Here is a 23,116-nt window from a genome sequence, read left to right on the forward strand (position 1 = left end):
CCAAGAGCAATAAATATGTCTAATCCCGGTTAGGGTGCCCGGAGAAGCCCGTCGAGTTGGAAGGACCTCCCCGTGAGCAACCTGTTCGCGATCGCCTACCCCGACCTCGCCACCGCCGAGAAGGTCCGAGCCGAGGCGGTCGGTCTGCAGAAGCAGAAGCTGATCGAGCTGGAGGACGCCGTCGTCGTCGAGCGGCGCGAGGACGGGAAGATCAAGCTGCACCAGGCCGTCTCCACCACCGGCGCGGGCGCCGCCTCGGGCGCGCTCTGGGGCGGCGTGATCGGGCTGCTCTTCTTCATGCCGTTCCTGGGGGCGGCCGTCGGCGGCGCCACCGGCGCGGCGGTCGGGGCCTCCACCGACGTGGGCGTGGACGACAACTTCATGCGGCAGGTCGGCGAGCACCTCCAGCCCGGCAGCGCCGCCGTCTTCCTGCTGGTCCGCAAGGCCACCGCCGACAAGGTGGTGCCGGCGCTGGCCCGGTACGGCGGGCAGATCATCCAGACCTCGCTGAGCGCCGAGGCCGAGGCCGAGCTGCGCGCCACCGTCGAGGCCTCGCGCGCCGCCGCCCCGGCGGCCTCCGCCTGACGCACCCTCACCCGGCAAGCCCCGTCCACTCGACAGGAGGTCCGTGGCCCCGCCCGCCGCCGGCGCGCCGCCCCCGCGGCCGGCCACCCGCCGCAACACCGAACTCGCCCTGGTCCTGGGCGCCGTGCTGATCGCCGTCTTCGGCTACGTCGAGGTGGGCGTCAACATCGACGGCTCGGTGCCCTCCGGCGCGGCCGGCTACGGGGCGGCGCTCGGCGTGCTGGCGCTGCTGGCGCACGGCGTGATCCGGTGGAAGGCCCCGTACGCGGACCCGCTGCTGCTGCCGATCGCGATCCTGTTGAACGGGATCGGACTGGTCGTCATCTACCGTCTGGACCGGGCGACTCCGAAGAGCGAGGCGGCCCCGACCCAGCTGCTCTGGTCCACCCTCGGGGTGGCGCTGTTCATCGCCGTGGTGGTGCTGCTGCGCGACCACCGGCTGCTGCGGCGCTACGCGTACGTGGGCGCCCTGGTGGCGCTGGTGCTGCTGATCCTGCCGATCTTCTTCCCGCCGGTGTACGGCTCGCGGATCTGGATCACCATCGGCCCGCTCTCCTTCCAGCCCGGGGAGTTCGCCAAGATCCTGCTGGCGATCTTCTTCGCCGCCTACCTGGCGGTGCACCGGGACGCGCTGGCACTGACCGGCAAGAAGCTGTGGAAGTTCCAGTTCCCGCGCGGCCGGGACCTCGGCCCGGTGCTGCTGATCTGGGCCGCCTTCGTCGGGGTGCTGGTGCTGGAGACCGACCTCGGCACCTCCCTCCTCTTCTTCGGCCTCTTCGTGGTGATGCTGTACGTGGCCACCGCCCGCAGCGGCTGGATCGCCATCGGCCTGTTCCTGGCGGCGGTCGGCGCGGTGGCGGTGGGCTGGCTCTCCCCGCACGTGCACAGCCGGGTGACGGCCTGGCTGGACCCGCTGGGGTCGATCGCGGCGGGGGAGGGGGCCAACCAGATCGCCCAGTCGCTGTTCGCCTTCGCCTGGGGCGGGGTGCTCGGCACCGGCCTCGGCGAGGGCCACTCGATCCTGATCGGCTTCGCCGCCAAGTCCGACTTCATCCTGGCCACCATCGGCGAGGAGCTGGGCCTGGCCGGGCTGGTCGCGGTCTTCCTGCTGTACGCGCTGTTGATCTCGCGGGGCTTCCGCACCGGCATCGCCCTGCGCGACCCGTTCGGCCGGCTGCTGGCGATCGGCCTGGCCGCGATCGTCGGGCTGCAGCTGTTCGTGGTGGCCGGCGGGGTGCTCGGACTGATCCCGCTGACCGGCATGACACTGCCCTTCATCGCCCAGGGCGGCTCCTCGGTGGTGACCAACTGGATCATCGTGGCGCTGCTGGTCCGGATGAGCGACCAGGCCCGCCGCCCCGCCCCGGAGGCCTCGGAGGCCCAGGAGTGAGACTGAGACGCCGTCAGGGCGCCACCTCCACCGGCGGCCCGCAGGGCCTGCCGGGCATCTCCACCACCGGCCGCCGGGCCGGCACCTTCTGCCTGCTGCTGATCCTGGCGCTGATCGGCCAGGCCAGCCACGTCCAGGTCTTCGAGGCCCAGGAGCTGGACGACAACCCGGCCAACCAGCGCGAGACCATCCAGCGCTACGCCCAGCCGCGCGGCAACATCCTGGTCGGAGCCGACCCGGTCACCGGCTCGGCGGAGACCGGCGGCCGGTACGCGTACAAGCGCACCTACACCGACGGCCAGGCGTACGCGGCCGTCACCGGTTACTCCTCGCAGACCTACGGCAACACCCAGATCGAGGGCGTGGACGACGACCTGCTCTCCGGCACCGACCCCCGGCTGGCGAGCTGGGCGCTCTGGGACGAGATCGCCCGCAAGCAGAACCCGGGCGGCGACGTCTACACCACCATCAGCAAGGCGGCCCAGCAGGCGGCGCTCAAGGGCCTCGGCGGGCAGACCGGGGCGGTCGCCGCGATCGAGCCGGCCACCGGGCGGATCCTGGCGCTGGCCTCCACCCCCTCCTACGACCCGGGCAGCTTCGCCGGCTCCTCCGGCGCCGACCAGGACGCCTGGAACAGGCTGCAGGCCGACAAGAACCAGCCGATGCTCAACCGGGCGCTCCGTCAGATCTACCCGCCCGGCTCGACCTTCAAGGTGGTCACCTCGGCGGCCGCGCTGGCCAACGGCGTGGTCACCGACATCAACGCCCCGACCGGCGCCCCGTACCCCTTCGTGATGCCGGGCACCACCACCGAGCTGGTCAACGACACCACCGCCTGCGACTCGCCGGGCCAGTCGCTGGACCGGGCCATGGTGCTCTCCTGCAACTCCGTGATGGGCTGGCTCGGCACCCAGGTCGGCCTGGCGAAGATGACCGCCACGGCCGAGTCCTTCGGCTTCAACGACGCCAAGCTGGACATCCCGGTGCGCGCCGCCCGGTCCAACTTCGACACCGAGATGAACGCCTCGCAGGTCGCGCTCTCCTCCATCGGCCAGTACGACACCGCCGCCACCCCGCTGGTGATGGCGATGGTCGCGGCCGGGATCGCCAACAACGGCACGGTGATGCACCCCCAGCTGGTGGACCGGCTGGCCAAGTCCGACGGCACCTCGGTCCAGGTGATGAAGCCCGCCGTCTACCGGCAGGCGGTCACCCCGCAGGTGGCCGGCCAGGTGCAGCACCTGATGACCGACGTGGTGGAGAACGGCACCGGCCGCAACGCCCGGATCCCCGGCGCCACCGTCGGCGGCAAGACCGGCACCGCCCAGCAGGGGGTGGACAACTCCGGCGTCCCGTACGCCTGGTTCATCTCCTGGGCCAGGCCGGGCGGCTCCTCCGCGGTGCCCCCGGTGGCCGTCGCGGTGGTCATCGCCGACAGCGCCGCCACCGACGTGACCGGCGGCGGGCTGGCCGCGCCGATCGCACGGTCCGTCATGCAGGCGGTGCTGAACGGTGGCTGAGACGCTCTCATCAACCGGTGACAGAGCTGTGACAGCCGGTGTGGCGGGAGTCACCGCCCGGTCCCGGAGGCTCCGTTAGGGTGATTCGGTTCTTTCCGCTCCCAGGGGGATGTTCCATGCCGTCATGTGCCAGAACCAGCCGTATCCGCCGCAGGGCTGCGGGGCGGCGTGGCTGACCGGGGCGCACGGCTGACGGTCGGGTCCGCGCTCTGCGCGGCCGTGGTGCTGCTCTCGGCCTTCGCCGTGGTGCGCCACCTGCACGGCTTCAACATGGTGGACATGCTGGTCTACCGGGCCGAGGGCGAGGCCGTCGCCGACGGGCGGGACCTGTACGCGATGCGGCTGCCGGGCTGGGACCTGGCGGCGACCTACCCGCCGTTCGCGGCGATGCTCTTCGTGCCGGCCGGCTGGTTCGACGTCTCGCTGCTGCGGGTGCTGGTCACCCTGGCCAACGTGGCCCTGCTGGCCCTGCTGGTGCACCTCTCCTTCAAGCTGGTCGGCTGGCCCCGCCGGGTGGACCGCCCGGCCGCGCTGCTGCTGGCCACCGGCGCCGGGGTCTTCCTGGAGCCCGTCTACACCACCTTCCAGTACGGGCAGATCAACCTGCTGCTGGCCTGCCTCGTCCTGTGGGACCTCACCCGGGCCGACGGCCACCGGCTCAAGGGCGTCGGCATCGGCCTGGCGATGGGCATCAAGCTCACCCCCGGCGTCTTCGCGGTCTACCTGCTGCTGACCGGCCGGATCCGGGCCGCCCTGGTCTCCGGCGGGGTCTTCGCCGCCACCGTGCTGCTCGGCGCCGTGGTGCTCCCCGGCGACTCCCTCGGCTTCTGGACCGAACACCTCTGGGACTCCCGCCGGGTGGGCGTCACCGAGCTGGTGGACAACCAGTCGGTGCGCGGCATGGTCGCCCGCCTGCTCTCCACCAACCAGCCCGGCCTCACCGGCCTGGCCGCCGGTGCGCTGGTCGCGGTCCTCGGCTTCGCCGTGGCCGTGCTGGCCGCCCGCTCCACCCGGGTGCTGCGCCGGGCCGAGGCCTGGGGGGTGGTCTCCGTCGCGCTGACCGGCGTGCTGATCTCGCCGATCAGCTGGAGCCACCACTGGGTCTGGTGCGTCCCGCTGCTGGTGCTGCTCGGCGCCGAGGCCGCCCAGGAGTCGGCCCGGGCGCTGCCCTGGCGGGACCGCCGCTGGGCCTGGGTGCTCGGTGCCACCGCCCTGGTGTTCTTCTCGCATACCCTGTGGGTCGTGCCCAAACGCAGCGGCCTCGGCATCGAGCCGTGGTGGCAGGTGCCGGCCTCGCCCTACCCGCTGCTCGGCCTCGCCGTGCTCGGCGTCACGGCGGTGCGGCTGCACCGCCGCCTGCGCCGGCCCGCCGGCCTGTCGGCCGCCCCCGCCGTACCCGTGCTGACCGAGCAGAGCTGACGTGACCTCACCCGCCGTGCGCCCCGCGCCGACCGCCGTCCGACCGACCGGGGCGCCGCCCGCCGCCGCGTGGTGGCGGGACCCCCGGTACCGGGGGCCGGCCACCGCGGTCGGCGGCTTCCTGGTGCTGCTGGCGATCGGCCTCCAGCAGTGGAGCTCGGTCCAGCTCGGCGGCTTCGACCTCGGCATCTTCGACCAGGGCGTGCGCGGCTACGCCCACTTCGGGCTGCCGGTCTCCTCCCTGAAGACCTATCACCACGAGTTCCCGCCCGGCTTCTCGCTGCTGGGCGACCACTTCTCCCCGGTGCTGGCCCTGCTCGCCCCGCTCTACTGGATCTGGGACGACCCGCGCTCGCTGATCCTCGGTCAGGCCCTGCTGTTCGCCGCCGGGGTGCCGCTGGCCCGCCGGATCGCCGCCCGGAGCTTCGCCGCCGCCGACCCGCGCACCGCCCGGCGCGCGGTGGACCTCACCGGGCTGGTGTACGTCCTGGGCTGGCCGCTGCTGGTGGCCGCCCGCGGCGGCTTCCACGAGGTGGCCTTCGCCGCCCCGCTCACCCTGCTGATGTTCGAGCGCGGCCAGGCCCGCCGGTACGGCGGGGTGCTGGTGGCGGCGGTGCTGCTCTGCTGCACCAAGGAGGACCTCGGCCTGGTGGTGGCCGCGTACGGGCTGGTGCTGGCGCTGCGGGCACGCCGCGACGGCGACCGGCGCGGGCTGATCACCGGCCTCGGCCTGCTGGTGGCCGGACCGGTGGCGGCCGCCGTCACGGTCGGCTGGCTGATCCCGGCCATGGGCGGCGAGCCCGGCTACTACTGGAACTACGCCGCCCTCGGCACCGACGGCGGCGACGCCCTGCGCAACGTCCTGGGCGATCCGCTGCTCCTGGTGCGGGCCGCCTTCGACGCCCCGCTGAAGCCGCTGCTGCTGCTCTGGCTGCTCGTCACCACCCTGGCCCTGCCGCTGCGCTCGGCCACCGCGCTCTGCGCGGTCCCGCTGCTGGCCGAGCGGATCCTCTCCTCCAACCCCAACCACTGGTCGATCGCCCGGCACTACGACGTCTTCCTCTGGCCGGTGCTGGTCACCGCCGCCGTAGAGGTGCTCGGCCGGCTCTGCGCCGAGGGCGCTCCGAAGGCCCGGACGTACCGGCGGATCGGGGCGGCCGCGGCCGGGCTCTCACTGGCGCTGGCGCTGCCCTTCGGGGTGGTCAAGCTGGCGGTGCCGGCGGCCTGGCAGGCCAAGCCCAGCGAGGCGGCCCTGCTGCGCGGCGCCGCGCTGATCCCCGACGGGGCGTCGGTGGAGGCGGACAACCAGGTCGCGCCCCGGCTCACCGCCCGCACCGACGTGGTGCTGGTGGACGGCACCCCGCGCGGCCGGGAGTACGTGCTGATGCGCTCCGACAAGCGGGCCTTCCCGTTCGCCGCGGACACCGAGCAGGCGGCCCGGATCCGCCTGCTGGAGGCCAACGGCTACCAGCGGATCTGGTCCGAGGGCGGCGCGGTGCTGCTGCACCGGACGGGCACGGCACCGGTGCCGGGGGAGTCGGTGCCGGGGCCGGACAGCCGGCCGGTGCAGGACGTGGTGCCCTCCGACGTGGGGCACAACCTGTTCCGGGGCTGACGCACCGTCAGGGCGCGGATAGCTCCGATCGGGCGAAGCCGCCGCGTGCGATGTGTCCGGTTTGTCGTACGGTATGTGACGATCCGTACAAGGCGGACCCCGTCCCGCACCGTTTGCGTGACTGGTGCGCTTCCAGGGTACTGTCCCATCTTTGTTCGGTTGGTCCGGATTGCCGCCCCCACAGCGGTCCCCACAGCGCTCCGGAGCAGCCGCCTAGGACACCCTCCCCCGCCTAGAAGGAACCACCGCCTTGAGCACCATGGGCACCGACCTGTTCCGCAAGAAGCCCGTCTCGGTACTGATCGCCGAGAGCGGCGCCGCCGACGCACCGCCGCCGGGCGCACCGGAGGAGGGCGGCAGGTCGGGCATCCACCTGAAGCGCTCGATCGGGCTCTGGCAGCTCTCCTCGATCGGCATCGGGGCGACCGTCGGGACCGGCATCTTCTTCGTGCTCAGCAGCGCGGTGCCCGAGGCCGGGCCGGCCGTGGTGATCTCCTTCCTGATCGCCGCCGTCACCGCGGGCCTCACCGCCCTGTGCTACGCGGAGATGGCCTCGGCGATCCCGGTCTCCGGCTCCTCCTACTCCTACGCGTACGCCACCCTGGGCGAGGTGGTGGCCTTCGGCGTCGGCGTCTGCCTGCTGCTGGAGTACGGCGTCTCGGCCTCGGCCATCGCGGTCAGCTGGGGCGAGTACCTGAACAAGTTCTTCGACCTGGCCTTCGGCTTCACCATCCCGGAGTGGATGGCGGCCCCGCCCGGCGGCGGCGGGTTCTTCAACCTGCCGGCCGTGATCCTGGTGGCCATGGTGGTCTTCCTGCTGATCCGCGGCGTGAGCGAGTCGGCGAAGGTGAACGCCGCCATGGTGGCGATCAAGATCACCATCCTGGTGCTCTTCATCGCGATCGGCCTGACCGGCTTCCACTCCGGCAACCTGACCCCGTTCATGCCGCTCGGCGTCGCGGGCGTGGGCACCGCCGCCTCCAGCATCTTCTTCTCCTTCATCGGCCTGGACGCCGTGTCCACCGCCGGCGAGGAGGTCAAGGACCCGCGCCGGACCCTCCCGATGGCGATCATCATCTCGCTGGTGGTGGTGACCCTGCTCTACATCGGCGTGGCGATCACCGCCGTCGGCGCCCAGCCCTGGCAGCAGTTCGACGGCCAGGAGGCCGGGCTCGCCCAGATCCTCCAGGACGTCACCGGGCAGACCTGGCCCGCGATGCTCTTCGCGGTCGGCGCGATCGTCTCGATCTTCTCGATCACCCTCGTGGTGATCTACGGCCAGACCCGGATCCTCTACTCCATGGGCCGCGACGGCATGCTGCCGAAGAAGTTCGCCGAGCTCTCCCCGCGCTCCGGCACCCCGGTCTGGAACACCCTGGTGGTCGGCGCCGCCGTCGCCACCCTGGCCGCCTTCGTGCCGCTGGACATCCTCACCGACCTGACCAGCCTGGGCACCCTGGTGGCCTTCTCGGTGGTCTCGGTCGGCGTGATCATCCTCCGCCGCACCCAGCCCGACCTGCCGCGCGGCTTCAAGGTGCCGGGCTACCCGGTGGTGCCGGTGCTCAGCGTCGGCTTCTGCGTCTACCTGATCGTCAAGCTGCACCCCCTGACGTACCTCTTCTTCGGCGTCGCCCTGGCGCTCGCCGCGGTCGTCTACTTCGGCTACAGCGTCAAGCACTCCAAGCTGAACCGCCCGGCCGACGAGCTCTCCAAGACCGGCTGACCCCCACAACCGCCCGCAGAGCTCCACCAAACCGTTGTCCCTTCCTCTACGGAAGGGCACAACCGACCCCCTAACCTTCCTGCATGGCCACCACCCGATCCCCCGAGGTACCCGAGCAGGCGGTCTGCGCCCTGCCCGAGGCGGGACGGTCCGCGCTGGCCGGTGGCCGGATCCCCGGCCAGCGAACGGCCCGGACCGCCCGGCGCAGCCTGTCCCGGCGCCGACCGGTGCAGGTCCTCGGGTGTCTGGTGGCGGCGGGCTGGGCGGCGGCGTTCCCGCTGGTCTCCGACCTGCCGAACCAGGTCTTCTGGGGCTCCGTCGCCGCCCCCGCCTACGGGCTGGCCGCGCTGCTCCGCCTCACCGTGCCGGGCCGCCTCGGGGCCAGGGCGGCGGCGGCCGTCGCGGTGCTGGGGGCCGTCCTGGTGCCCCTGGTGCTGCTGGTGCTGAGCGGCCGTCACCAGTCCGAGGTGATGGTGGTGGAGCGCTCGGCCCGGCTGCTGCTGGACTCCGGCAGCCCGTACCTGCCGCACCCGGCGGTGGTCACCGACTACGACCCGTACCTCCCGGCGATGGCGCTCTTCGGACTGCCGCGCGCCCTGCTCGGCACCGGGAACCCGGTCTGCGTCCTGCTCGGGGACGCCCGGATCTGGTTCGCCGTCACCTTCCTGGCCTGCCTGCTGGCCTGCCGCCGGCTGCTCCGCCCGCGCCAGGAGGGCGCCGCCCTGCTGCCGTTGGCCGCCCTCACCGCCTCGCCGCTGATCGCGCTGGCGCTGGCCGTCGGCGGGGTGGACCTGCCGCTGATCGGGGTCTGCTGCCTCGCCATGGCGCTGGCCGCCCGCGGACGCGCCGTCCCCGCCGGCCTGGTGCTGGCCCTGGCCTGCACCCTCAAGTGGACCGCCTGGCCCGCCCTCCCGGTGGCCGCCCTGCTGCTCTGGCGGCTGTACGGGCGGCGCCCGGCGGCCCGGGCCACCCTCACCGCCCTGGGCGCCGGGGCGGCCGTGGTGCTGCCCTACCTGCTGACGATCCCCCAGGTGATCCAGGAACAGGTGGTCCGCTTCCCGCTCGGCCTGACCGGCATCCGGACCCCGGCCGGCAGCCCGCTGCCCGGCAAGATCCTGGCCGGCTTCGGCCCGACCGGGCACACCATCTCGCTCTCGATGCTCTGCCTCGGCGCCTTCGGCGTCGCGGTCTGGCTGATCGCCTACCCGCCGACCTCGGCGGTGCACGCCTGCGACGTGCTCGCGGTCGGCCTCGCGGTGGCCTTCACGCTGGCCCCGGCCGGGCGCTTCGGGTACCTGGCGCTCCCGGCGGTGCTGGTGGTCTGGCCCCGGCTCGCCGCGGTGCCGCGCCGAAGACCGGACCGGCTGACCACCATCCTGACGGGCGTTCAGCTCTGACCGGTGCGCCGGCCCGGCGCGGCGGAGCCGCGCGGTCGACCCCGGCGGCGAGTTCGCGGAGTTCGGCCGGGGTGGTCCTCCGTGCGGGTGAGCGGGGCCGGCGGGGGAGCGGACGGTCCGCGTGGTGCGGGCCGCCGGCGGGCGACGGCCGGGCACGATACGGACATGTCGTACCCGACCGGACGCCGACGCTTCCTCGGACTCGCCGCCGCGGCTGTCGGCCTGACGGCCTGCGGGCAGACCGTCGGCTCCCCGGCGCCGGAACCCACCGCCCCCGACCCGTCCCCGTCCCCCGTCCAGGACGAGAACTCCCGCCCGGGCAACGCCGATTGGGCGATCACCGACCCCGGCCCGCGCGAGGCCGTCCAGGGCTACGCCGACCGGGTCAGCGTGCTCCCCGGCGAGTCCTTCGGCCTGCACGTCTCCACCACGGCGCCCGGCTTCACCGTCTCCGCGTACCGCGCGGGCTGGTACGGCGGAGCCCGGGCCCGGCTGGTCTGGCGCTCCGAGCGCCTGCCCGGCACCCTCCAGCCGGCCGCCACCACCGACCCGCGCACCCGCACCGTCCGCGCCCCCTGGCCGCGCAGCACCACCGTGGACACCACCGGCTGGCCGGAGGGCAGTTACCTGCTCCGCCTGGACGCCGACACCGGCCACCGGTACGTCCCGCTCACCGTCCGCTCCCGCTCCACCGCCGGACGGAGCGTCGTGGTCAACGCGGTGGCCACCTGGCAGGCGTACAACGAGTGGGGCGGCCACAGCCTCTACAACGGGCCGACCGGCGGCTACGCGACCCGGGCGCTGGAGGTCAGCTTCGACCGGCCGTACCACTACGACGACGGGGCGGGGCTGTTCCTGGTCTACGAGGCCCCGCTGATCGCCCTGGCCGAGCGGCTGGGCATCCCGCTCGCCTACACCACCGGGCCCGACCTGGCCCGCTCCCCGGAGCTGCTGCGCGGGGCCACCGCCCTGCTCTCCCCGGGCCACGACGAGTACTGGTCCGACGAGCAGCGCCGCCACGTCACGGCCGCCCGCGAGGCCGGGACCAACCTCGCCTTCCTCGGCGCCAACTGCTGCTACCGCCGGGTCCGGTACGAGTCCTCGCCGCTGGGCGAGGACCGCACCGTGGTCTGCTGGAAGAGCGACTACCGGGACGACCCGGGCTTCCGGGCCGGCCGGCCCGCCACCTGCGACTTCCGGGAAGGGCCGGGCGCCGACCCGGAGAGCGCCCTGCTCGGCGTGATCTACGACGGCTACCCGGTGGACGCCGCGTACGTGGTGAGCAACCCCGGGCACTGGCTGCTGGAGGGCACCGGCGCGCAGGAGGGCGACTCCTTCCCGCACCTGGTCGGGGTCGAGTACGACCGGGTGCTCCCCGCCGACCGGCCGACGCCGGGGCCGATCGAGCTGGTCTCCCGCTCCCCGGTGGTCTGCGAGGGCCGCCGCTCGTACGCCGACTCCGCGTACTACACGACCCCGGGCGGGGCCGCCGTCTTCGCCACCGGCACCATGCGCTGGGTCGAGGCGCTGGACGCGAACGGCCCGGGCGGCGGGAGGGCCGACCACGGCATGGACCACCGGGCCGGGGCCTTCACCCGCCGGGTCACCGAGAACCTGCTGCGGGCCTTCGCGGCCGGCCCGGCGGGCCCCGCACACCCGGTGCGGAGCCCGCTCTGACGGAGGGTCAGCCCCCGGTCGGCCCGGTCAGCCGTTGCCGAGCTTGAGGACCGCGGCCGCCGCCGGCCCGGCCGCGGCCGCGCCGTGGCCGCCGCCGCCGACCTCGGCGGCCACCGCGAGGTTGCCGCGGTAGGCGGTGAACCAGCTGTTGTCGTCCTTCTGGCCGTCCACCTGGGCGGTGCCGGTCTTGGCACCCGCGTTGGCGGTGATGCCGCGCATCACGTTGGCGGCGGTGCCCTGGGTGGCCGTCAGGTTCATCATCTGGCGCAGCCCGGACAGGGTGGACGGGGAGAGGGTCCTGGCGGCGGTCTGCTGCTCGTAGCCGGGGACCAGGATCGGCTGCTTGAAGGTGCCGTTCTGGACGGTGGCGGAGACCGAGGCCATGGTCAGGGCGTTCATGGTGATCTTGCCCTGGCCGATCATCTGGGCGGCCCGCTCGGTGGCGCCGTTGGGCACCGGGGCGCTGGCCGGGGCGAGCGGCAGACCGGTCTTCCAGGTCGGGCCGATCCCGAAGGCGTCCCGGGCCAGCGTCTCCATGTCGCCGTTCTTCAGGACCTCCTGGCCCTTCTTGATCATGGCGGTGTTGCAGGACTGGGCGAAGTCCTGGGAGAGCTTGTAGTCCGAGTGGTCACCGTCGAAGTCGTTCTTGAAGGTGCGGCCGGACACGTTGAGGGTCTCCGGGCAGGCCACCACGTCGTCCGGCTTCACTCCGGCCTCCAGGAAGGCGGCCACCGAGACCACCTTCATGGTCGAGCCGGGGGCGATGGCGGCCAGGAAGGCACGGTTCTGGCCGGTGGCCGGGGCGTTGGCGATGGCCAGGATGTTGCCGGTGGAGGGCTCGATCGCGACCAGTGAGGCCGGGAGCCTGCCGTTCTCGGAGGCGGTCTGCACGGCCTTCTCGGCCTCGGCCTGGAGGGTCGCGTCCAGGGTGACCTTGGCGGCCGCGCCCGCCTTCGGCTCGGTGAGGGTGAACAGCGTCTCCTGGGAGCCGTTCGCCTTGGTGATCACCACGCCGGTGCCGGCGTCGCCCGGGTTCACCTCGGCCGGCTTGATGTTGGCCAGCAGGCCGTTCAGGGTCGGTGAGTTGAGCTTCCTGCCCTTGCGGTCCACCACGCCGGTGACCTTGGCGGTGATCGGCTTGATGTCGGCGAACTCACCGGGCTTGAGCTTCGGGTTGAGCACACTCGACGCCCACTGCACGGCCGCCTTGCCGTCGCTCATCTTGACCAGGTTGAGCCGGCCCTCGTAGGTCCAGGCGCCGGCGACCCCGGCGAACTCCACCTTGGCCTTGAAGGTCAGCGGAACGCTGGTGCCGCCACCCGCGGCGGGGGCGGCGGAGGCCGACGCCGAGGCCGAGGCGGACGGTGAGGGCGCGGCGGTCGGGGCCCCGCCGGGGGTCAGGGTGATCGCGCTCGGCTTCAGGCGGTCCTGGAAGTTGCGCAGTTCGGTGTTGGCGGTGTCCGGCTTGTCGGTGAGCTTCCCGGCGGCCTCGTAGTCACCCTTGGCCCAGGCCTCCAGGAAGGCCTTCGCGCCGGTCGCGGCCAGGTCGGCCGCCGGGGCCTCGGCCACCACGGTGCGCACCTTCGGCGCGGAGTCCTCGGAGCCGTCGGAGACCGAGTCGTAGATGTTGTACGCGCCGAGCCCGGCCACGCCGAGCATGCCGGCGCCCACGACGCCGATCCCTATCTTCACGCCCGTGTGCATGGTGCTGTTCCCCCGATGGTCATGGCAGGTCCAGCCCACCATAAGCCGAGGTCAACGGTGCGTGGGCGATCCACCCGCCCGTTGTTGCAGAGCTGGTACGGAGCCGGTCAGATCCAGGTGTTGAACCACATCCGGCTGCGCCAGTCGTCCATCGGGATGGTGCGGCCGCTGAAGATCGGCAGGAAGTAGGCGAAGTTCCACATCACCAGCAGCACGATCACCCCGGCGGCCGTGCCGCCGATCAGCCGCCGGTCCCGGCTCGCGGTGGCCGGCCCGATCAGCGCGCCGAGCATCATGGTCACCGCCAGCACCAGGAACGGGACGAAGACCACCGCGTAGAACAGGAAGATCGTCCGCTCCTGGTACACGAACCAGGGCAGGTACCCCGCGGCCAGGCCGCAGAGGATCGCGCCCGCCCGCCAGTCCCGCCGGGCCACCCAGCGGTACAGGCAGTAGAGCACCGCCACGATCCCGGTCCACCAGAGCAGCGGCGTGCCGATGCCGAGCACCTCGGTGGCGCACTCGCTGACCTTGCAGCCCGACTGGCCCATCTTCGGGGACTCGTAGAAGAAGGAGACCGGGCGGCCGACCAGCAGCCAGCTCCACGGGTTCGACTGGTAGGTGTGCGGGCTGGTCAGGCCGACGTGGAAGTCGTACATCGTCGCGTGGTAGTGCCAGAGGCTGCGCAGCGACTCCGGCACCCAGCTCATGCCGAACTGGAACGGCATCTCGACGCCGAACACGGTGTCGGGCGACAGCCCCGCCCGGTGCGCCGCCCAGTCCCGCCCGTAGCCCCGGGCGGACGCGAACCAGCCGGTCCAGGAGGCGACGTAGACGACGACGGCGATCAGCGGCATCACCAGGCCGGCGAACGCGAGGTCCCACAGGGCGAAGCCCAGCGGGTTCCTGGAGCCGGCCGCCTTGCGGGCGCCGTAGTCCCAGCAGACGCCGAGGAGCAGGAAGGCGACCGCGACGTAGATCCCGCTCCACTTGGTCGCCGAGGTCAGCCCGATGCAGACCCAGGCCGCGATCCGGTACGGGCGCACCCCGACGAACCACCAGGCGTCGGGCTTCCCGCCCTGCTCCAGCCGACGGGCGATCAGACCCCGGGTGCGGTCCCGGTCCAGCAGCAGGAAGCCGAAGGCCGCCAGGCACCAGAACATCACCACCAGGTCGAGCAGCGCCGACCGGCTCATCACGAAGTGCAGCCCGTCCACCGCGAGCAGCAGGCCGGCCACGCAGCCCAGCAGCGTGGAGCGGAACAGCCGGCGTCCGATCCGGGCGATCATCAGCACCGAGAGGGTGCCGAGCACCGCCACCACGAACCGCCAGCCGAAGGGGTTCATCCCGAACAGCTGCTCGCCCAGCCCGATCATCCACTTCCCGACCGGCGGGTGGACGATGTACGACGGGTCCTCGCGGAACGGGATGGACTGCTGCGGCGCCATGATCTTGGTGTTGGCGTCGTCCGGCCAGCTGGTCTCGTAGCCCACCTGCCAGAGCGAGTACGCGTCCTTGGCGTAGTAGGTCTCGTCGAAGATCAGCGAGTGCGGGCCGCTCAGCCCGGAGAACCGCAGCACCCCGGCGAAGACCGCCACCGCGACCGGGCCCAGCCAGCCGGCCCAGCGGCAGAGCCAGGACCAGAGCGCGTCCGGCAGCCGCACCCCGAGCGAGAGCAGCACGGGGGAGGGCGCCACCCGACGGGGCGTCACCTTCGGGCCGTCCGGCATCGGCGGCACCAGCCGTTCGGCCACCGGGGCGGGCTCGGCCGCCCGGTGTCCGAGCCGTTCCAGCGCCCGGCGCCAGCCCGACGCGCCCTCTTCGCCGTCCCGGGGCCCCGGTACCGCCACCGCCTCGTCCAGCAGCGCAACCGCGCCCGCCTCCGAGTGGTCTACGCCAACCGGTCCCTCGGGACCCTTCTCGCCGCTCACCCGCCACATCGTAGGGGCGCCCCCCACCAAGACAATGGCCCGCCGCAAAGCTGCCCGATTCATCACCAAATAAAGGGACCTCGGTCAGCCGCGCAGGGTGGCGACGGCCTTCTCGATCCGACTCCGCCGGGTCTCGGGCTTCTTGGCGCCCTCGACCGTGCGGACGTGCTGGCGCTTGCGGCTGTCGGTGAGCAGGTCGTACGCGGCGCGGGCGGCCGGCTCGGCGTCCAGCGCCGCGGCGAAGTCGTCCGGCAGCTCGACCGTCCGCGGTTCGGTGTCGAGCTCCAGCTCCACCTCGACCTCCTCGCCGATCTCCACGCCCGCCGCCCGCCGGTTGGCGTTGCTGAGCCCGAGCAGGTGACGGCCGCGCAGGACGGCCACCCGGCTGCGCCAGGAGTGCCCCTCGACCGTGATCACCACCGGCGGCCGGGCGCCCCCGCCGAGCGCCGCCACCACCTCGGGCGGCACCTCCAGCCCCCGCATGGGCTCGGGCGGTTCGACGGTGGCGAGGAACTTCATGGTCCGTACTCCTGACGCGGTGTCGGTTCGGGTGGCGGGGCGAGGGCTATTCGGCGTACGGCTGGTCCTCGCCCTGGGCGCTGTAGCCGAGGCTCCAGACGTAGCCGTCCGGGTCGGCGAAGGTGCCGCCGTAGCCGCCCCAGGGCAGCGCCCCGGCCGGCTTGAGGACGGTGGCGCCGGCCTTGGCGGCCTCGGCCATCACCTCGTCGACCCGGGCCTCGCTGCGCACCACGTAGGTCAGCACCAGCCCGCTGAAGCCGCTGCCCTCGGCGGAGGTGCCCACCAGGTCGGCCAGGCCCTCGCGGCCGTAGAAGCCGACCGGCGAGGCGCCGTCCGACTCGAAGAAGACCGAGATGCCGAAGTCGTTCTTGATCTTCCAGCCGAGGCCCTCGGTGTAGAACTCCTTGGCCCGGTCCATGTCCCGGACGCCGAGCAGGATCGAGCTGACGTGAGCCTTCATGGTGTTTCTCCTCGGTGAGGTCGTGTGCTGCTTGCCGTGCTGCTTGCCGTGATCTCCACGCTAAGGGCCACCCGGCCACCGGTGCTTCTCCATTCCTGACCGCTCTCCCCGGGTCTGGGAGGATGGGCGGGTGACTGGCGTACTGGTGCTTGCAGGAACCCCCATCGGCGACGTGGCGGACGCGCCGCCCCGGCTGCTGACCGAGCTCGGCTCGGCCGACGTGATCGCCGCCGAGGACACCCGGCGGCTGCGCCGGCTGACCCAGGCGCTCGGGGTGGAGCCCACCGGGCGGGTGGTCTCCTACTTCGAGGGGAACGAGGTCGGCCGCACTCCCGAGCTGGTGGAGGCGCTGAAGAACGGCTCCCGGGTGCTGCTGGTGACGGACGCCGGGATGCCCTCCGTCTCCGACCCGGGCTACCGCCTGGTGGACGCGGCGGTGGCGGCCGGCATCAAGGTCACCGCGGTGCCCGGCCCCTCGGCCGTGCTGACCGCCCTGGCCCTGTCCGGCCTGCCGGTGGACCGCTTCACCTTCGAGGGCTTCCTGCCCCGCAAGAACGGCGACCGGGCCCGCACCCTGGCCGAGCTCAAGGCCGAGCCCCGCACCATGGTCTTCTTCGAGGCCCCGCACCGGATCGCCGAGGCGCTGGCCGCGATGGCCGAGGCTCTCGGCGCCGACCGCCCGGCCGCGGTCTGCCGCGAGCTCACCAAGACCTACGAGGAGGTCAGGCGCGGCCCGCTGGCCGAGCTGGCCGCCTGGGCGGCGGAGGGCGTCAAGGGCGAGATCACCGTGGTGGTGGCGGGCGCCCCGCCGGCCCCGCCGCAGGAGCACACCCCGGCCGAGCTGGCCCGGCTGGTGGCCCTGCGCGAGGAGGCCGCGGGGGAGCGCCGCAAGGAGGCCATCGCCTCGGTGGCGGCCGAACTGGGGCTGCCCAAGCGCGAGGTCTTCGACGCCGTGGTGGCCGCCAAGCACGCCGGTTGAACCGCGCTGCCGGCGAGCGCCGGGGGGCGCGCGAACAGCGCACAAACGGTGGCTGAGCAGCGACGTTCCCGGGCGCGTACCGTGGAGGGAGCACTGGGTAAAGCCAAGGCTCGTTGAAGCTTTCACCCGCTTGTCGTACAAGGCTCTCCAAATCGGCACCAAGGTTCGGCAAGCCGGTTGGCGGAGCACGGGCCCCGGGCATTCCCTGAGATGGAAAGACCCGAGCCGGGCGAGCGCCCGGCGGGCGCTGGGAGACGGCCATGAGCGACACGATCGGCACCCCGACCACCACCCCGGCCAGCACGCAGTTCACCAAGCACGTCCCGGTGGAGGTCGTCCACGAGGCGTACTCCTTCGCCTGCCTCAGCTGCGGCTACGGCTGGGAGCAGGGGTACCGGATCGAGCACCACACCGCGCGCGACGGCTCGACCCTGATCGAGTACCACGCGAACGGCGTCCGGGTCCCGTCCCCGCTGCTCAAGCCCACCTGCCCCGGCTGCGGCGGCCACACCGTGCGGATCATGCGCGAGGGCCGGGTGGCCACCGCCGAGCACAACTGGCACTCCTCGCCCGGCTACGCCTCGCACGCCGAGCCCGAGCGTACGGTGACCAGGCTCCCGCACCGCTCCTTCCGCACCTGGCTGCGCTCGCTCTTCGGCCGCGCCGCCTGACCCTCCGGAGCCGTCCCCCGTCCCGGAACCACCCCCGGCTTTAACGAGTCGAGGGTGGTTCCTTCGCGCCGCTAAGATTTCGGCCATGGCGGCCACTGCAGAGCACAGCACCACCGAGGCATCGAACTCGGCCTACTACGTCACCACCCCGATCTACTACGTGAACGATCGCCCGCACCTGGGCCACGCGTACACCACCGTCGCCGGGGACGTCCTCACCCGCTGGCACCGCCAGCGCGGCGAGAAGGTGTGGTACCTGACCGGTACCGACGAGCACGGCCAGAAGATCATGCGGACGGCGGACGCCAACGGCGTGACCCCGCAGGAGTGGTGCGACCGGCTGGTCGAGCAGGAGTGGAAGCCGCTCTGGCAGCACCTGAACGTGGCCAACGACGACTTCATCCGCACCACCCAGAAGCGCCACACCGACCGGGTCCAGGAGTTCGTCCAGGACCTGTTCGACAAGGGCGAGATCTACAAGGGCGGCTACTCCGGCCCGTACTGCGTGGGCTGCGAGGAGTACAAGCTCCCCGGCGAGCTGCTCCCCGGTGCCACCGAGGACGAGAAGCTCTGCCCGGTGCACAAGCGCCCGGTCGAGTGGCTGGAGGAGGAGAACTACTTCTTCCGGCTCTCCGCCTACGGCCCGCAGCTGCTGGAGTTCTACGCGGCCAACCCGGACTTCATCCAGCCCGCCTCGGCCCGCAACGAGGTGCTCCGCTTCGTCGAGCAGGACCTCAAGGACCTGTCGATCTCCCGCTCCACCTTCAACTGGGGCGTCCCGCTGCCCTGGGACGAGAAGCACGTCCTCTACGTCTGGGTCGACGCGCTCCAGAACTACATCACCGCCGCCGGCTACGGCTCCGACCCGGAGCGCTTCGCCGAGCTCTGGCCCGCCTCGGTGCACCTGGTCGGCAAGGACATCCTGCGCTTCCACGCGGTGATCTGGCCGGCCATGCTGATGGCCGCCGGGCTGCCGCTGCCCAAGCGGGTCGTCGCCAACGGCTGGCTGATGGTCGGCGGCGAGAAGATGTCCAAGTCGAACCTGACCGGCATCTCCCCGCAGGACCTGACCTCGCACTTCGGCGTGGACGCCTACCGCTACTACTTCCTGCGGGCCATCCCGTTCGGCACCGACGGCTCGTTCTCCTGGGAGGACTTCTCCGCCCGGTACACCTCCGAGCTGGCCAACGACTTCGGCAACCTGGCCTCCCGGGTGGCGGCCATGGTCGGCAAGTACTTCGACGGGAAGCTCCCCGCCGCCACGGCGGCCGGCGAGGCCGAAGCCGCCGTCGCGGCCGGACTGGTGACGGCCACTCAGGCCGCCGACCAGAAGATCGGCGAGGAGCTGGACTTCGCTGGCGGCATCGCGGCCGTCTTCGAGTTCATCAAGCAGGTCAACGGCTACCTCACCGAGCAGGAGCCGTGGAAGGTCGCCAAGGACGAGTCCGCCGAGGGGCAGGCCCGTCTCGCCACCATCCTCTACACCGCCGCCGAGGCGCTCCGGGCCACCGCCGTGCTGCTCAACCCGCTGATGCCGGTCACCGCCCAGAAGCTCTGGGACTCGCTCGGCGCGGAGGAGTCGCTCGGCGCGCTCGCCGAGCAGACCATCGCCACCGTCGCGGACTGGGGCCGGCTGCCCGCCGGCGCCACCGTGGTCAAGGGCGACATCCTGTTCCCCCGCCTGGAAGAGAAGCCCGCAGCCTGATGGCCGACGACCGCTCGACCCCGCCGCCGCTGCCGGCACCGCTCGCGGTGCCGGTGGCCGACTCGCACACCCACCTGGACATGCAGTCCGGCACCCCCGCGGAGGGCCTGGCCAAGGCCGCCGCGGTCGGGGTGACCACGGTCGTGCAGGTCGGCTGCGACGTGCCCGGCTCCCGCTGGGCCGCCGAGCTGGCGGCGGAGTTCGAGCAGGTCCACGCGGCCGTCGCGCTGCACCCCAACGAGGCGCCCCGCCTCGTCCTCGGCGACCCCGACGGGTGGTCCGGCCAGCGCCGGACCCCCGGCGGCTCGCCCGCCCTGGAAGCCGCCCTGGCCGAGATCGACGCGCTGGCCGCCCTCCCGCAGGTGCTCGCCGTCGGCGAGACCGGCCTGGACTACTTCCGCACCGGCCCCGAGGGCGTGGACATCCAGAAGGAGTCCTTCCGCCGCCACATCGAGATCGCCAAGCGGCACGGCAAGGCGCTGGTCATCCACGACCGCGACGCCCACGAGGACGTCATCTCCGTCCTGCTGGAGGAGGGCGCCCCCGAGCGCACCGTCTTCCACTGCTACTCCGGCGACGCCGCCATGGCCAAGGTCTGCGCCGAGCACGGCTGGTACCTCTCCTTCGCCGGCCCCGTCACCTTCAAGGCCAACCAGCCCCTGCGCGACGCCCTCGCCGTCACCCCCCTCGACCGCGTCCTGATCGAGACCGACGCGCCCTTCCTCACCCCCCACCCCTACCGCGGCCGCCCCAACGCCCCGTACCTCATCCCGGTCACCCTCCGCTCGATGGCCGACACCCTGGGCCTGCACGAGGACGAGCTCGCCACCGCCATCGCCGCCAACACGGCCCGCGCCTTCGGCTACTGATCGCCCGTATCCTTGCCGGGTGAGCAGCACCGAAGAACCCACCGCCCCCGACACCACCCACCTGCTGGGCGCCGCGGACATCCGCGAGCTGGCCGCCGCCTTCGGGGTGAAGCCGACCAAGCAGCGCGGGCAGAACTTCGTCATCGACGGGAACACCGTGCGGCGGATCGTCCGGGCGGGCGGGGTGACGGCCGAGGACGCGGTGGTGGAGGTCGGGCCGGGGCTGGGCTCGCTGACGCTGGCGCTGCTGGAGGTGGCGGAGCACGTCACGGCGGTGGAGATCGACCCGCTGCTGGCGCAGCACCTGCCGACCACCGTCCGGGCCCGGATGCCGGAGCGGGCCGACCGCTTCGACCTGGTGCTCAGCGACGCGATGGAGGTCACCGAGCTGCCGGGCCCGCCGCCCACCGCGCTGGTGGCCAACCTCCCCTACAACGTGGCCGTCCCGGTGCTGCTGCACATGCTGGCCACCTTCCCGAGCATCGAGCGCACCCTGGTGATGGTGCAGAGCGAGGTCGCCGACCGCCTCGCCGCCAAGCCGGGCAACAAGGTCTACGGCGTCCCGTCCGTGAAGGCCAACTGGTACGCGGACGTGAAGCGGGCCGGCGCCATCGGCCGCAACGTGTTCTGGCCCGCGCCGAACGTCGACTCGGGTCTGGTCTCGCTGATCCGCCGCGAGCCGCCGAAGACCACCGCCACCCGGCAGGAGGTCTTCGCCGTGGTGGACGCGGCCTTCGCGCAGCGCCGCAAGACCCTGCGGGCCGCGCTGGCCGGCTGGGCCGGCTCGCCGGCCGCCGCCGAGGAGGCGCTGCGCGGGGCGGGCATCGACCACACCCTGCGCGGCGAGATGCTGACGGTGGAACAGTTCGCGGCGATCGCCGAGCACAAGCCGAAGGCGGAGGCCGCCCAGTGATCACCGTACGGGTGCCCGCCAAGGTCAACGTGCAGCTGGGCGTGGGCGGTCTGCGCCCGGACGGCTTCCACGACCTGGCCAACGTGTTCTTCGCGGTCGCCCTCGGCGACCTGGTGACGGCCCGTCAGGGCGAGGGCGTCACGCTGACCTGCGAGGGCCCCGGCTCGGACCAGGTGCCGCTGGACGACTCCAACCTCGCCGCCCGGGCGGCGTACGCGCTGGCCGCCCACCACGGCATCGAGGCGAACGTCGCGCTGCACATCGAGAAGGCCATCCCGGTGGCCGGCGGCATGGCCGGCGGCAGTGCCGACGGGGCCGCCGCGCTGGTGGCCTGCGACGCGCTGTGGAAGCTGGACACCCCCGCCGAGGTGCTGCACGAGCTGGCCGCCGAGCTGGGCTCGGACGTGCCGTTCGCGCTGCTCGGCGGGGTGGCGCTGGGCCGGGGCCGGGGCGAGATCCTGACCCCGCTGCCGGTCGAGGGCACCTTCCACTGGGTCTTCGCGGTGGCCGACGGGGGCCTGTCCACCCCGGCGGTGTTCCGCGAGTGCGATCGGCTGCGGGCCGAGGCGGGGACGGGCTTCACCGAGGAGGAGGTGACCACCCCCGACGCCGACCCGGCGCTGCTCGCCGCCCTGGCCGACGGCGACCCGACGGCCCTGGCCGGGGCGCTGGCCAACGACCTCCAGGCCGCCGCCGTCTCGCTGCGCCCCTCGCTGGCCGCGACCCTGCGGACGGGCACCGAGGCGGGCGCGCTGGCCGCGCTGGTCTCCGGGTCCGGCCCGACCACCGCCTTCCTGGCCAAGGACGCGGAGGCGGCCGAGGGCATTGCCCGGGCCCTGCGCGACTCCGGCACCTGCCGGGCCGCGCACGTCACCCACGGCCCGGTCCCGGGGGCGGCGGTCCAGACCTCTGCCTGACCTCCGCCTGTTGACCTGGAGCGCGCTCCAGCTTCCAGACTCGTTCACACGGGCCCGTAGCTGACGGGCCGTGAGAACGGGGAGAGCTCCGCCATGCGCTACCGCACCATCGGCACCGACCCGCAGCACCGCCGTGAGGTCAGCGTCCTCAGCCTGGGCGCGATGCTGTTCGGCACCCGCACCGACGAGGCCACCGCCTTCGCGGTGCTGGACCGCTTCGTCGAGGCCGGCGGCACCTTCGTCGACACCGCCAACAACTACGCCTACTGGCTGGACGGCAGCCGGGGCGGCGCCAGCGAGCGGGTGCTCGGCAACTGGCGGCGCAGCCGCGGCATCACCGACGAGGTGGTGATCGCCACCAAGCTGGGCGCCCGCCCGAAGGCGGCCGGCACCGGCTACGTGGAGAACCGCGAGGGCCTGTCGGCGGCGGCGATCCGGCAGGAGGCCGAGGAGAGCCGGCAGCGGCTCGGGGTGGAGAAGCTGGACCTGCTCTACGCCCACGTCCAGGACCCGACGGTGGAGCTCGCCGAGACGGTGGGCGCCTTCGGCGAGCTGGTGGCGGAGGGCACGGTCGGCCTGCTGGGCGTCAGCAACCACTGGTCCTGGCAGGTCGAACGGGCCCGCAACCTGGCGGCCGCGCGCGGCCTGGCCGGGTACGAGGTCCTCCAGTACAGCCACAGCTACTTCCGCCGCCGGGCCGACCGCCCCAGCCCGCTCTCCCCGGACGGCGACGCGGGTGTGGTGGTCGGCGACCTGCTCTCCTACGTCCGGGCCAACCCGGAGCTGGCGATGGTCGCCTACTCCCCGCTGCTGGGCGGCAGTTACGGCAACGAGACGGCCAAGCCGCTGGACCCGTCCTTCGACCACGCCGGCACCCGGGCCCGGAGCGCGGTGCTGGACCAGGTCGCGAAGGAGACCGGTGCCACCCACAACCAGGTGGTGCTGGCCTGGCTGCTCGGCGGCGAGGTCCCGGTGATCCCGCTGACCGGCGCCTCCTCGGTGGCCCAGCTGGACGAGAGCCTGGCCGCCCTCGACCTGGAGCTGACGGAGGATCAGCGGGCCCGGCTGGACGCCGCTCACTGAGGGCACCGACGGCCGCTCGACTAGGCTGGACAGGTCCCG

19 protein-coding genes are annotated in these 23,116 nt (G+C 73.0%); 15 read left to right on the plus strand and 4 right to left on the minus strand.

Annotated elements, in window-relative coordinates; translation table 11 throughout:
• Positions 1-72 precede the first annotated feature (72 nt).
• The 8 genes from ACWCYY_RS14845 to ACWCYY_RS14880 all read left to right on the plus strand — a co-directional run bounded on the left by ACWCYY_RS14845 (position 73) and on the right by ACWCYY_RS14880 (position 11,326).
• Positions 73-585, plus strand: a complete 513-nt coding sequence (locus ACWCYY_RS14845; protein WP_345288286.1) for a DUF1269 domain-containing protein — start codon at positions 73-75, stop codon at positions 583-585.
• Positions 586-628: 43 nt separating this feature from the next.
• On the plus strand, positions 629-1,975 hold the full coding sequence (locus ACWCYY_RS14850; RefSeq protein ID WP_449796232.1) for an FtsW/RodA/SpoVE family cell cycle protein: 1,347 nt from the start codon (positions 629-631) through the stop codon (positions 1,973-1,975).
• A gap of 56 nt (positions 1,976-2,031) precedes the next feature.
• A complete protein-coding gene (locus ACWCYY_RS14855) occupies positions 2,032-3,495 on the plus strand; it encodes a penicillin-binding transpeptidase domain-containing protein (RefSeq protein ID WP_449796295.1) in 1,464 nt (487 codons plus the stop codon).
• Between the two features lie 168 nt (positions 3,496-3,663).
• The gene (locus ACWCYY_RS14860) at positions 3,664-4,914 is read left to right on the plus strand and encodes a glycosyltransferase 87 family protein (RefSeq protein WP_449796233.1); all 1,251 of its coding nucleotides are present in this window, start codon (positions 3,664-3,666) and stop codon (positions 4,912-4,914) included.
• A 1-nt stretch (position 4,915) separates the two neighbouring features.
• Positions 4,916-6,529, plus strand: coding sequence for a DUF2079 domain-containing protein (locus ACWCYY_RS14865; protein ID WP_345288280.1), 1,614 nt, complete (start codon positions 4,916-4,918; stop codon positions 6,527-6,529).
• Positions 6,530-6,788: 259 nt separating this feature from the next.
• The gene (locus tag ACWCYY_RS14870) at positions 6,789-8,252 is read left to right on the plus strand and encodes an APC family permease (protein ID WP_345288292.1); all 1,464 of its coding nucleotides are present in this window, start codon (positions 6,789-6,791) and stop codon (positions 8,250-8,252) included.
• Positions 8,253-8,335: 83 nt separating this feature from the next.
• Positions 8,336-9,649 (plus strand): glycosyltransferase 87 family protein, encoded by a 1,314-nt coding sequence (locus tag ACWCYY_RS14875; protein WP_345288278.1) that lies wholly within the window; start codon positions 8,336-8,338, stop codon positions 9,647-9,649.
• Positions 9,650-9,814: 165 nt separating this feature from the next.
• The gene (locus ACWCYY_RS14880; RefSeq protein ID WP_345288276.1) at positions 9,815-11,326 is read left to right on the plus strand and encodes a N,N-dimethylformamidase beta subunit family domain-containing protein; all 1,512 of its coding nucleotides are present in this window, start codon (positions 9,815-9,817) and stop codon (positions 11,324-11,326) included.
• Positions 11,327-11,353: 27 nt separating this feature from the next.
• On the opposite strand, the gene ACWCYY_RS14885 is transcribed toward ACWCYY_RS14880, so the two are convergent.
• The 4 genes from ACWCYY_RS14885 to ACWCYY_RS14900 form a co-directional block, all read right to left on the minus strand.
• Positions 11,354-13,018 carry a penicillin-binding transpeptidase domain-containing protein gene (locus ACWCYY_RS14885; RefSeq protein ID WP_345288274.1) on the minus strand — a complete coding sequence of 555 codons (1,665 nt, stop codon included), beginning with the start codon at positions 13,016-13,018 and terminating at the stop codon, positions 11,354-11,356.
• Between the two features lie 119 nt (positions 13,019-13,137).
• A complete protein-coding gene (locus tag ACWCYY_RS14890) occupies positions 13,138-14,970 on the minus strand; it encodes a dolichyl-phosphate-mannose--protein mannosyltransferase (protein ID WP_380149430.1) in 1,833 nt (610 codons plus the stop codon).
• Positions 14,971-15,045: 75 nt separating this feature from the next.
• Positions 15,046-15,480, minus strand: coding sequence for a YdeI/OmpD-associated family protein (locus ACWCYY_RS14895; protein ID WP_449796234.1), 435 nt, complete (start codon positions 15,478-15,480; stop codon positions 15,046-15,048).
• A gap of 46 nt (positions 15,481-15,526) precedes the next feature.
• Positions 15,527-15,940 carry a VOC family protein gene (locus ACWCYY_RS14900; protein WP_449796235.1) on the minus strand — a complete coding sequence of 138 codons (414 nt, stop codon included), beginning with the start codon at positions 15,938-15,940 and terminating at the stop codon, positions 15,527-15,529.
• 130 nt (positions 15,941-16,070) lie between these two features.
• Between ACWCYY_RS14900 and rsmI the strand changes: the two genes are divergently transcribed.
• From rsmI to ACWCYY_RS14935, 7 genes are all read left to right on the plus strand, one after another.
• A complete protein-coding gene (rsmI, locus tag ACWCYY_RS14905; RefSeq protein ID WP_345288268.1) occupies positions 16,071-16,919 on the plus strand; it encodes a 16S rRNA (cytidine(1402)-2'-O)-methyltransferase in 849 nt (282 codons plus the stop codon).
• 260 nt (positions 16,920-17,179) lie between these two features.
• On the plus strand, positions 17,180-17,590 hold the full coding sequence (locus ACWCYY_RS14910; RefSeq protein WP_345288267.1) for a hypothetical protein: 411 nt from the start codon (positions 17,180-17,182) through the stop codon (positions 17,588-17,590).
• An 85-nt stretch (positions 17,591-17,675) separates the two neighbouring features.
• Positions 17,676-19,295: a methionine--tRNA ligase gene (gene metG / locus ACWCYY_RS14915; protein ID WP_449796236.1), complete on the plus strand. Its 1,620-nt coding sequence runs from the start codon at positions 17,676-17,678 to the stop codon at positions 19,293-19,295.
• Positions 19,295-20,164: a TatD family hydrolase gene (locus ACWCYY_RS14920; RefSeq protein WP_449796237.1), complete on the plus strand. Its 870-nt coding sequence runs from the start codon at positions 19,295-19,297 to the stop codon at positions 20,162-20,164. The genes metG and ACWCYY_RS14920 overlap by 1 nt, the downstream gene beginning before the upstream one ends.
• Positions 20,165-20,183: 19 nt before the next feature.
• On the plus strand, positions 20,184-21,077 hold the full coding sequence (gene rsmA, locus ACWCYY_RS14925; protein ID WP_449796238.1) for a 16S rRNA (adenine(1518)-N(6)/adenine(1519)-N(6))-dimethyltransferase RsmA: 894 nt from the start codon (positions 20,184-20,186) through the stop codon (positions 21,075-21,077).
• Positions 21,074-21,994 (plus strand): 4-(cytidine 5'-diphospho)-2-C-methyl-D-erythritol kinase, encoded by a 921-nt coding sequence (locus ACWCYY_RS14930; RefSeq protein ID WP_449796239.1) that lies wholly within the window; start codon positions 21,074-21,076, stop codon positions 21,992-21,994. The genes rsmA and ACWCYY_RS14930 overlap by 4 nt, the downstream gene beginning before the upstream one ends.
• A gap of 93 nt (positions 21,995-22,087) precedes the next feature.
• Positions 22,088-23,077, plus strand: coding sequence for an aldo/keto reductase (locus ACWCYY_RS14935; protein ID WP_449796240.1), 990 nt, complete (start codon positions 22,088-22,090; stop codon positions 23,075-23,077).
• Positions 23,078-23,116: the final 39 nt, after the last annotated feature.

It is taken from the genome of Kitasatospora sp. NPDC001664 (genome assembly GCF_053596675.1).

Excerpts from the sequence above, each read along its gene's own strand:
- ACWCYY_RS14870 (WP_345288292.1), top strand. The coding sequence starts at position 6,789 with ATGGGCACCGACCTGTTCCGCAAGAAGCCCGTCTCGGTACTGATCGCC.
- ACWCYY_RS14875 (WP_345288278.1), top strand. The coding sequence starts at position 8,336 with ATGGCCACCACCCGATCCCCCGAGGTACCCGAGCAGGCGGTCTGCGCC.
- ACWCYY_RS14880 (WP_345288276.1), top strand. The coding sequence starts at position 9,815 with ATGTCGTACCCGACCGGACGCCGACGCTTCCTCGGACTCGCCGCCGCG.
- ACWCYY_RS14890 (WP_380149430.1), bottom strand. The coding sequence starts at position 14,970 with ATGTGGCGGGTGAGCGGCGAGAAGGGTCCCGAGGGACCGGTTGGCGTA.
- ACWCYY_RS14895 (WP_449796234.1), bottom strand. The coding sequence starts at position 15,480 with ATGAAGTTCCTCGCCACCGTCGAACCGCCCGAGCCCATGCGGGGGCTG.
- ACWCYY_RS14900 (WP_449796235.1), bottom strand. The coding sequence starts at position 15,940 with ATGAAGGCTCACGTCAGCTCGATCCTGCTCGGCGTCCGGGACATGGAC.
- ACWCYY_RS14910 (WP_345288267.1), top strand. The coding sequence starts at position 17,180 with ATGAGCGACACGATCGGCACCCCGACCACCACCCCGGCCAGCACGCAG.
- metG (WP_449796236.1), top strand. The coding sequence starts at position 17,676 with ATGGCGGCCACTGCAGAGCACAGCACCACCGAGGCATCGAACTCGGCC.
- ACWCYY_RS14920 (WP_449796237.1), top strand. The coding sequence starts at position 19,295 with ATGGCCGACGACCGCTCGACCCCGCCGCCGCTGCCGGCACCGCTCGCG.
- ACWCYY_RS14935 (WP_449796240.1), top strand. The coding sequence starts at position 22,088 with ATGCGCTACCGCACCATCGGCACCGACCCGCAGCACCGCCGTGAGGTC.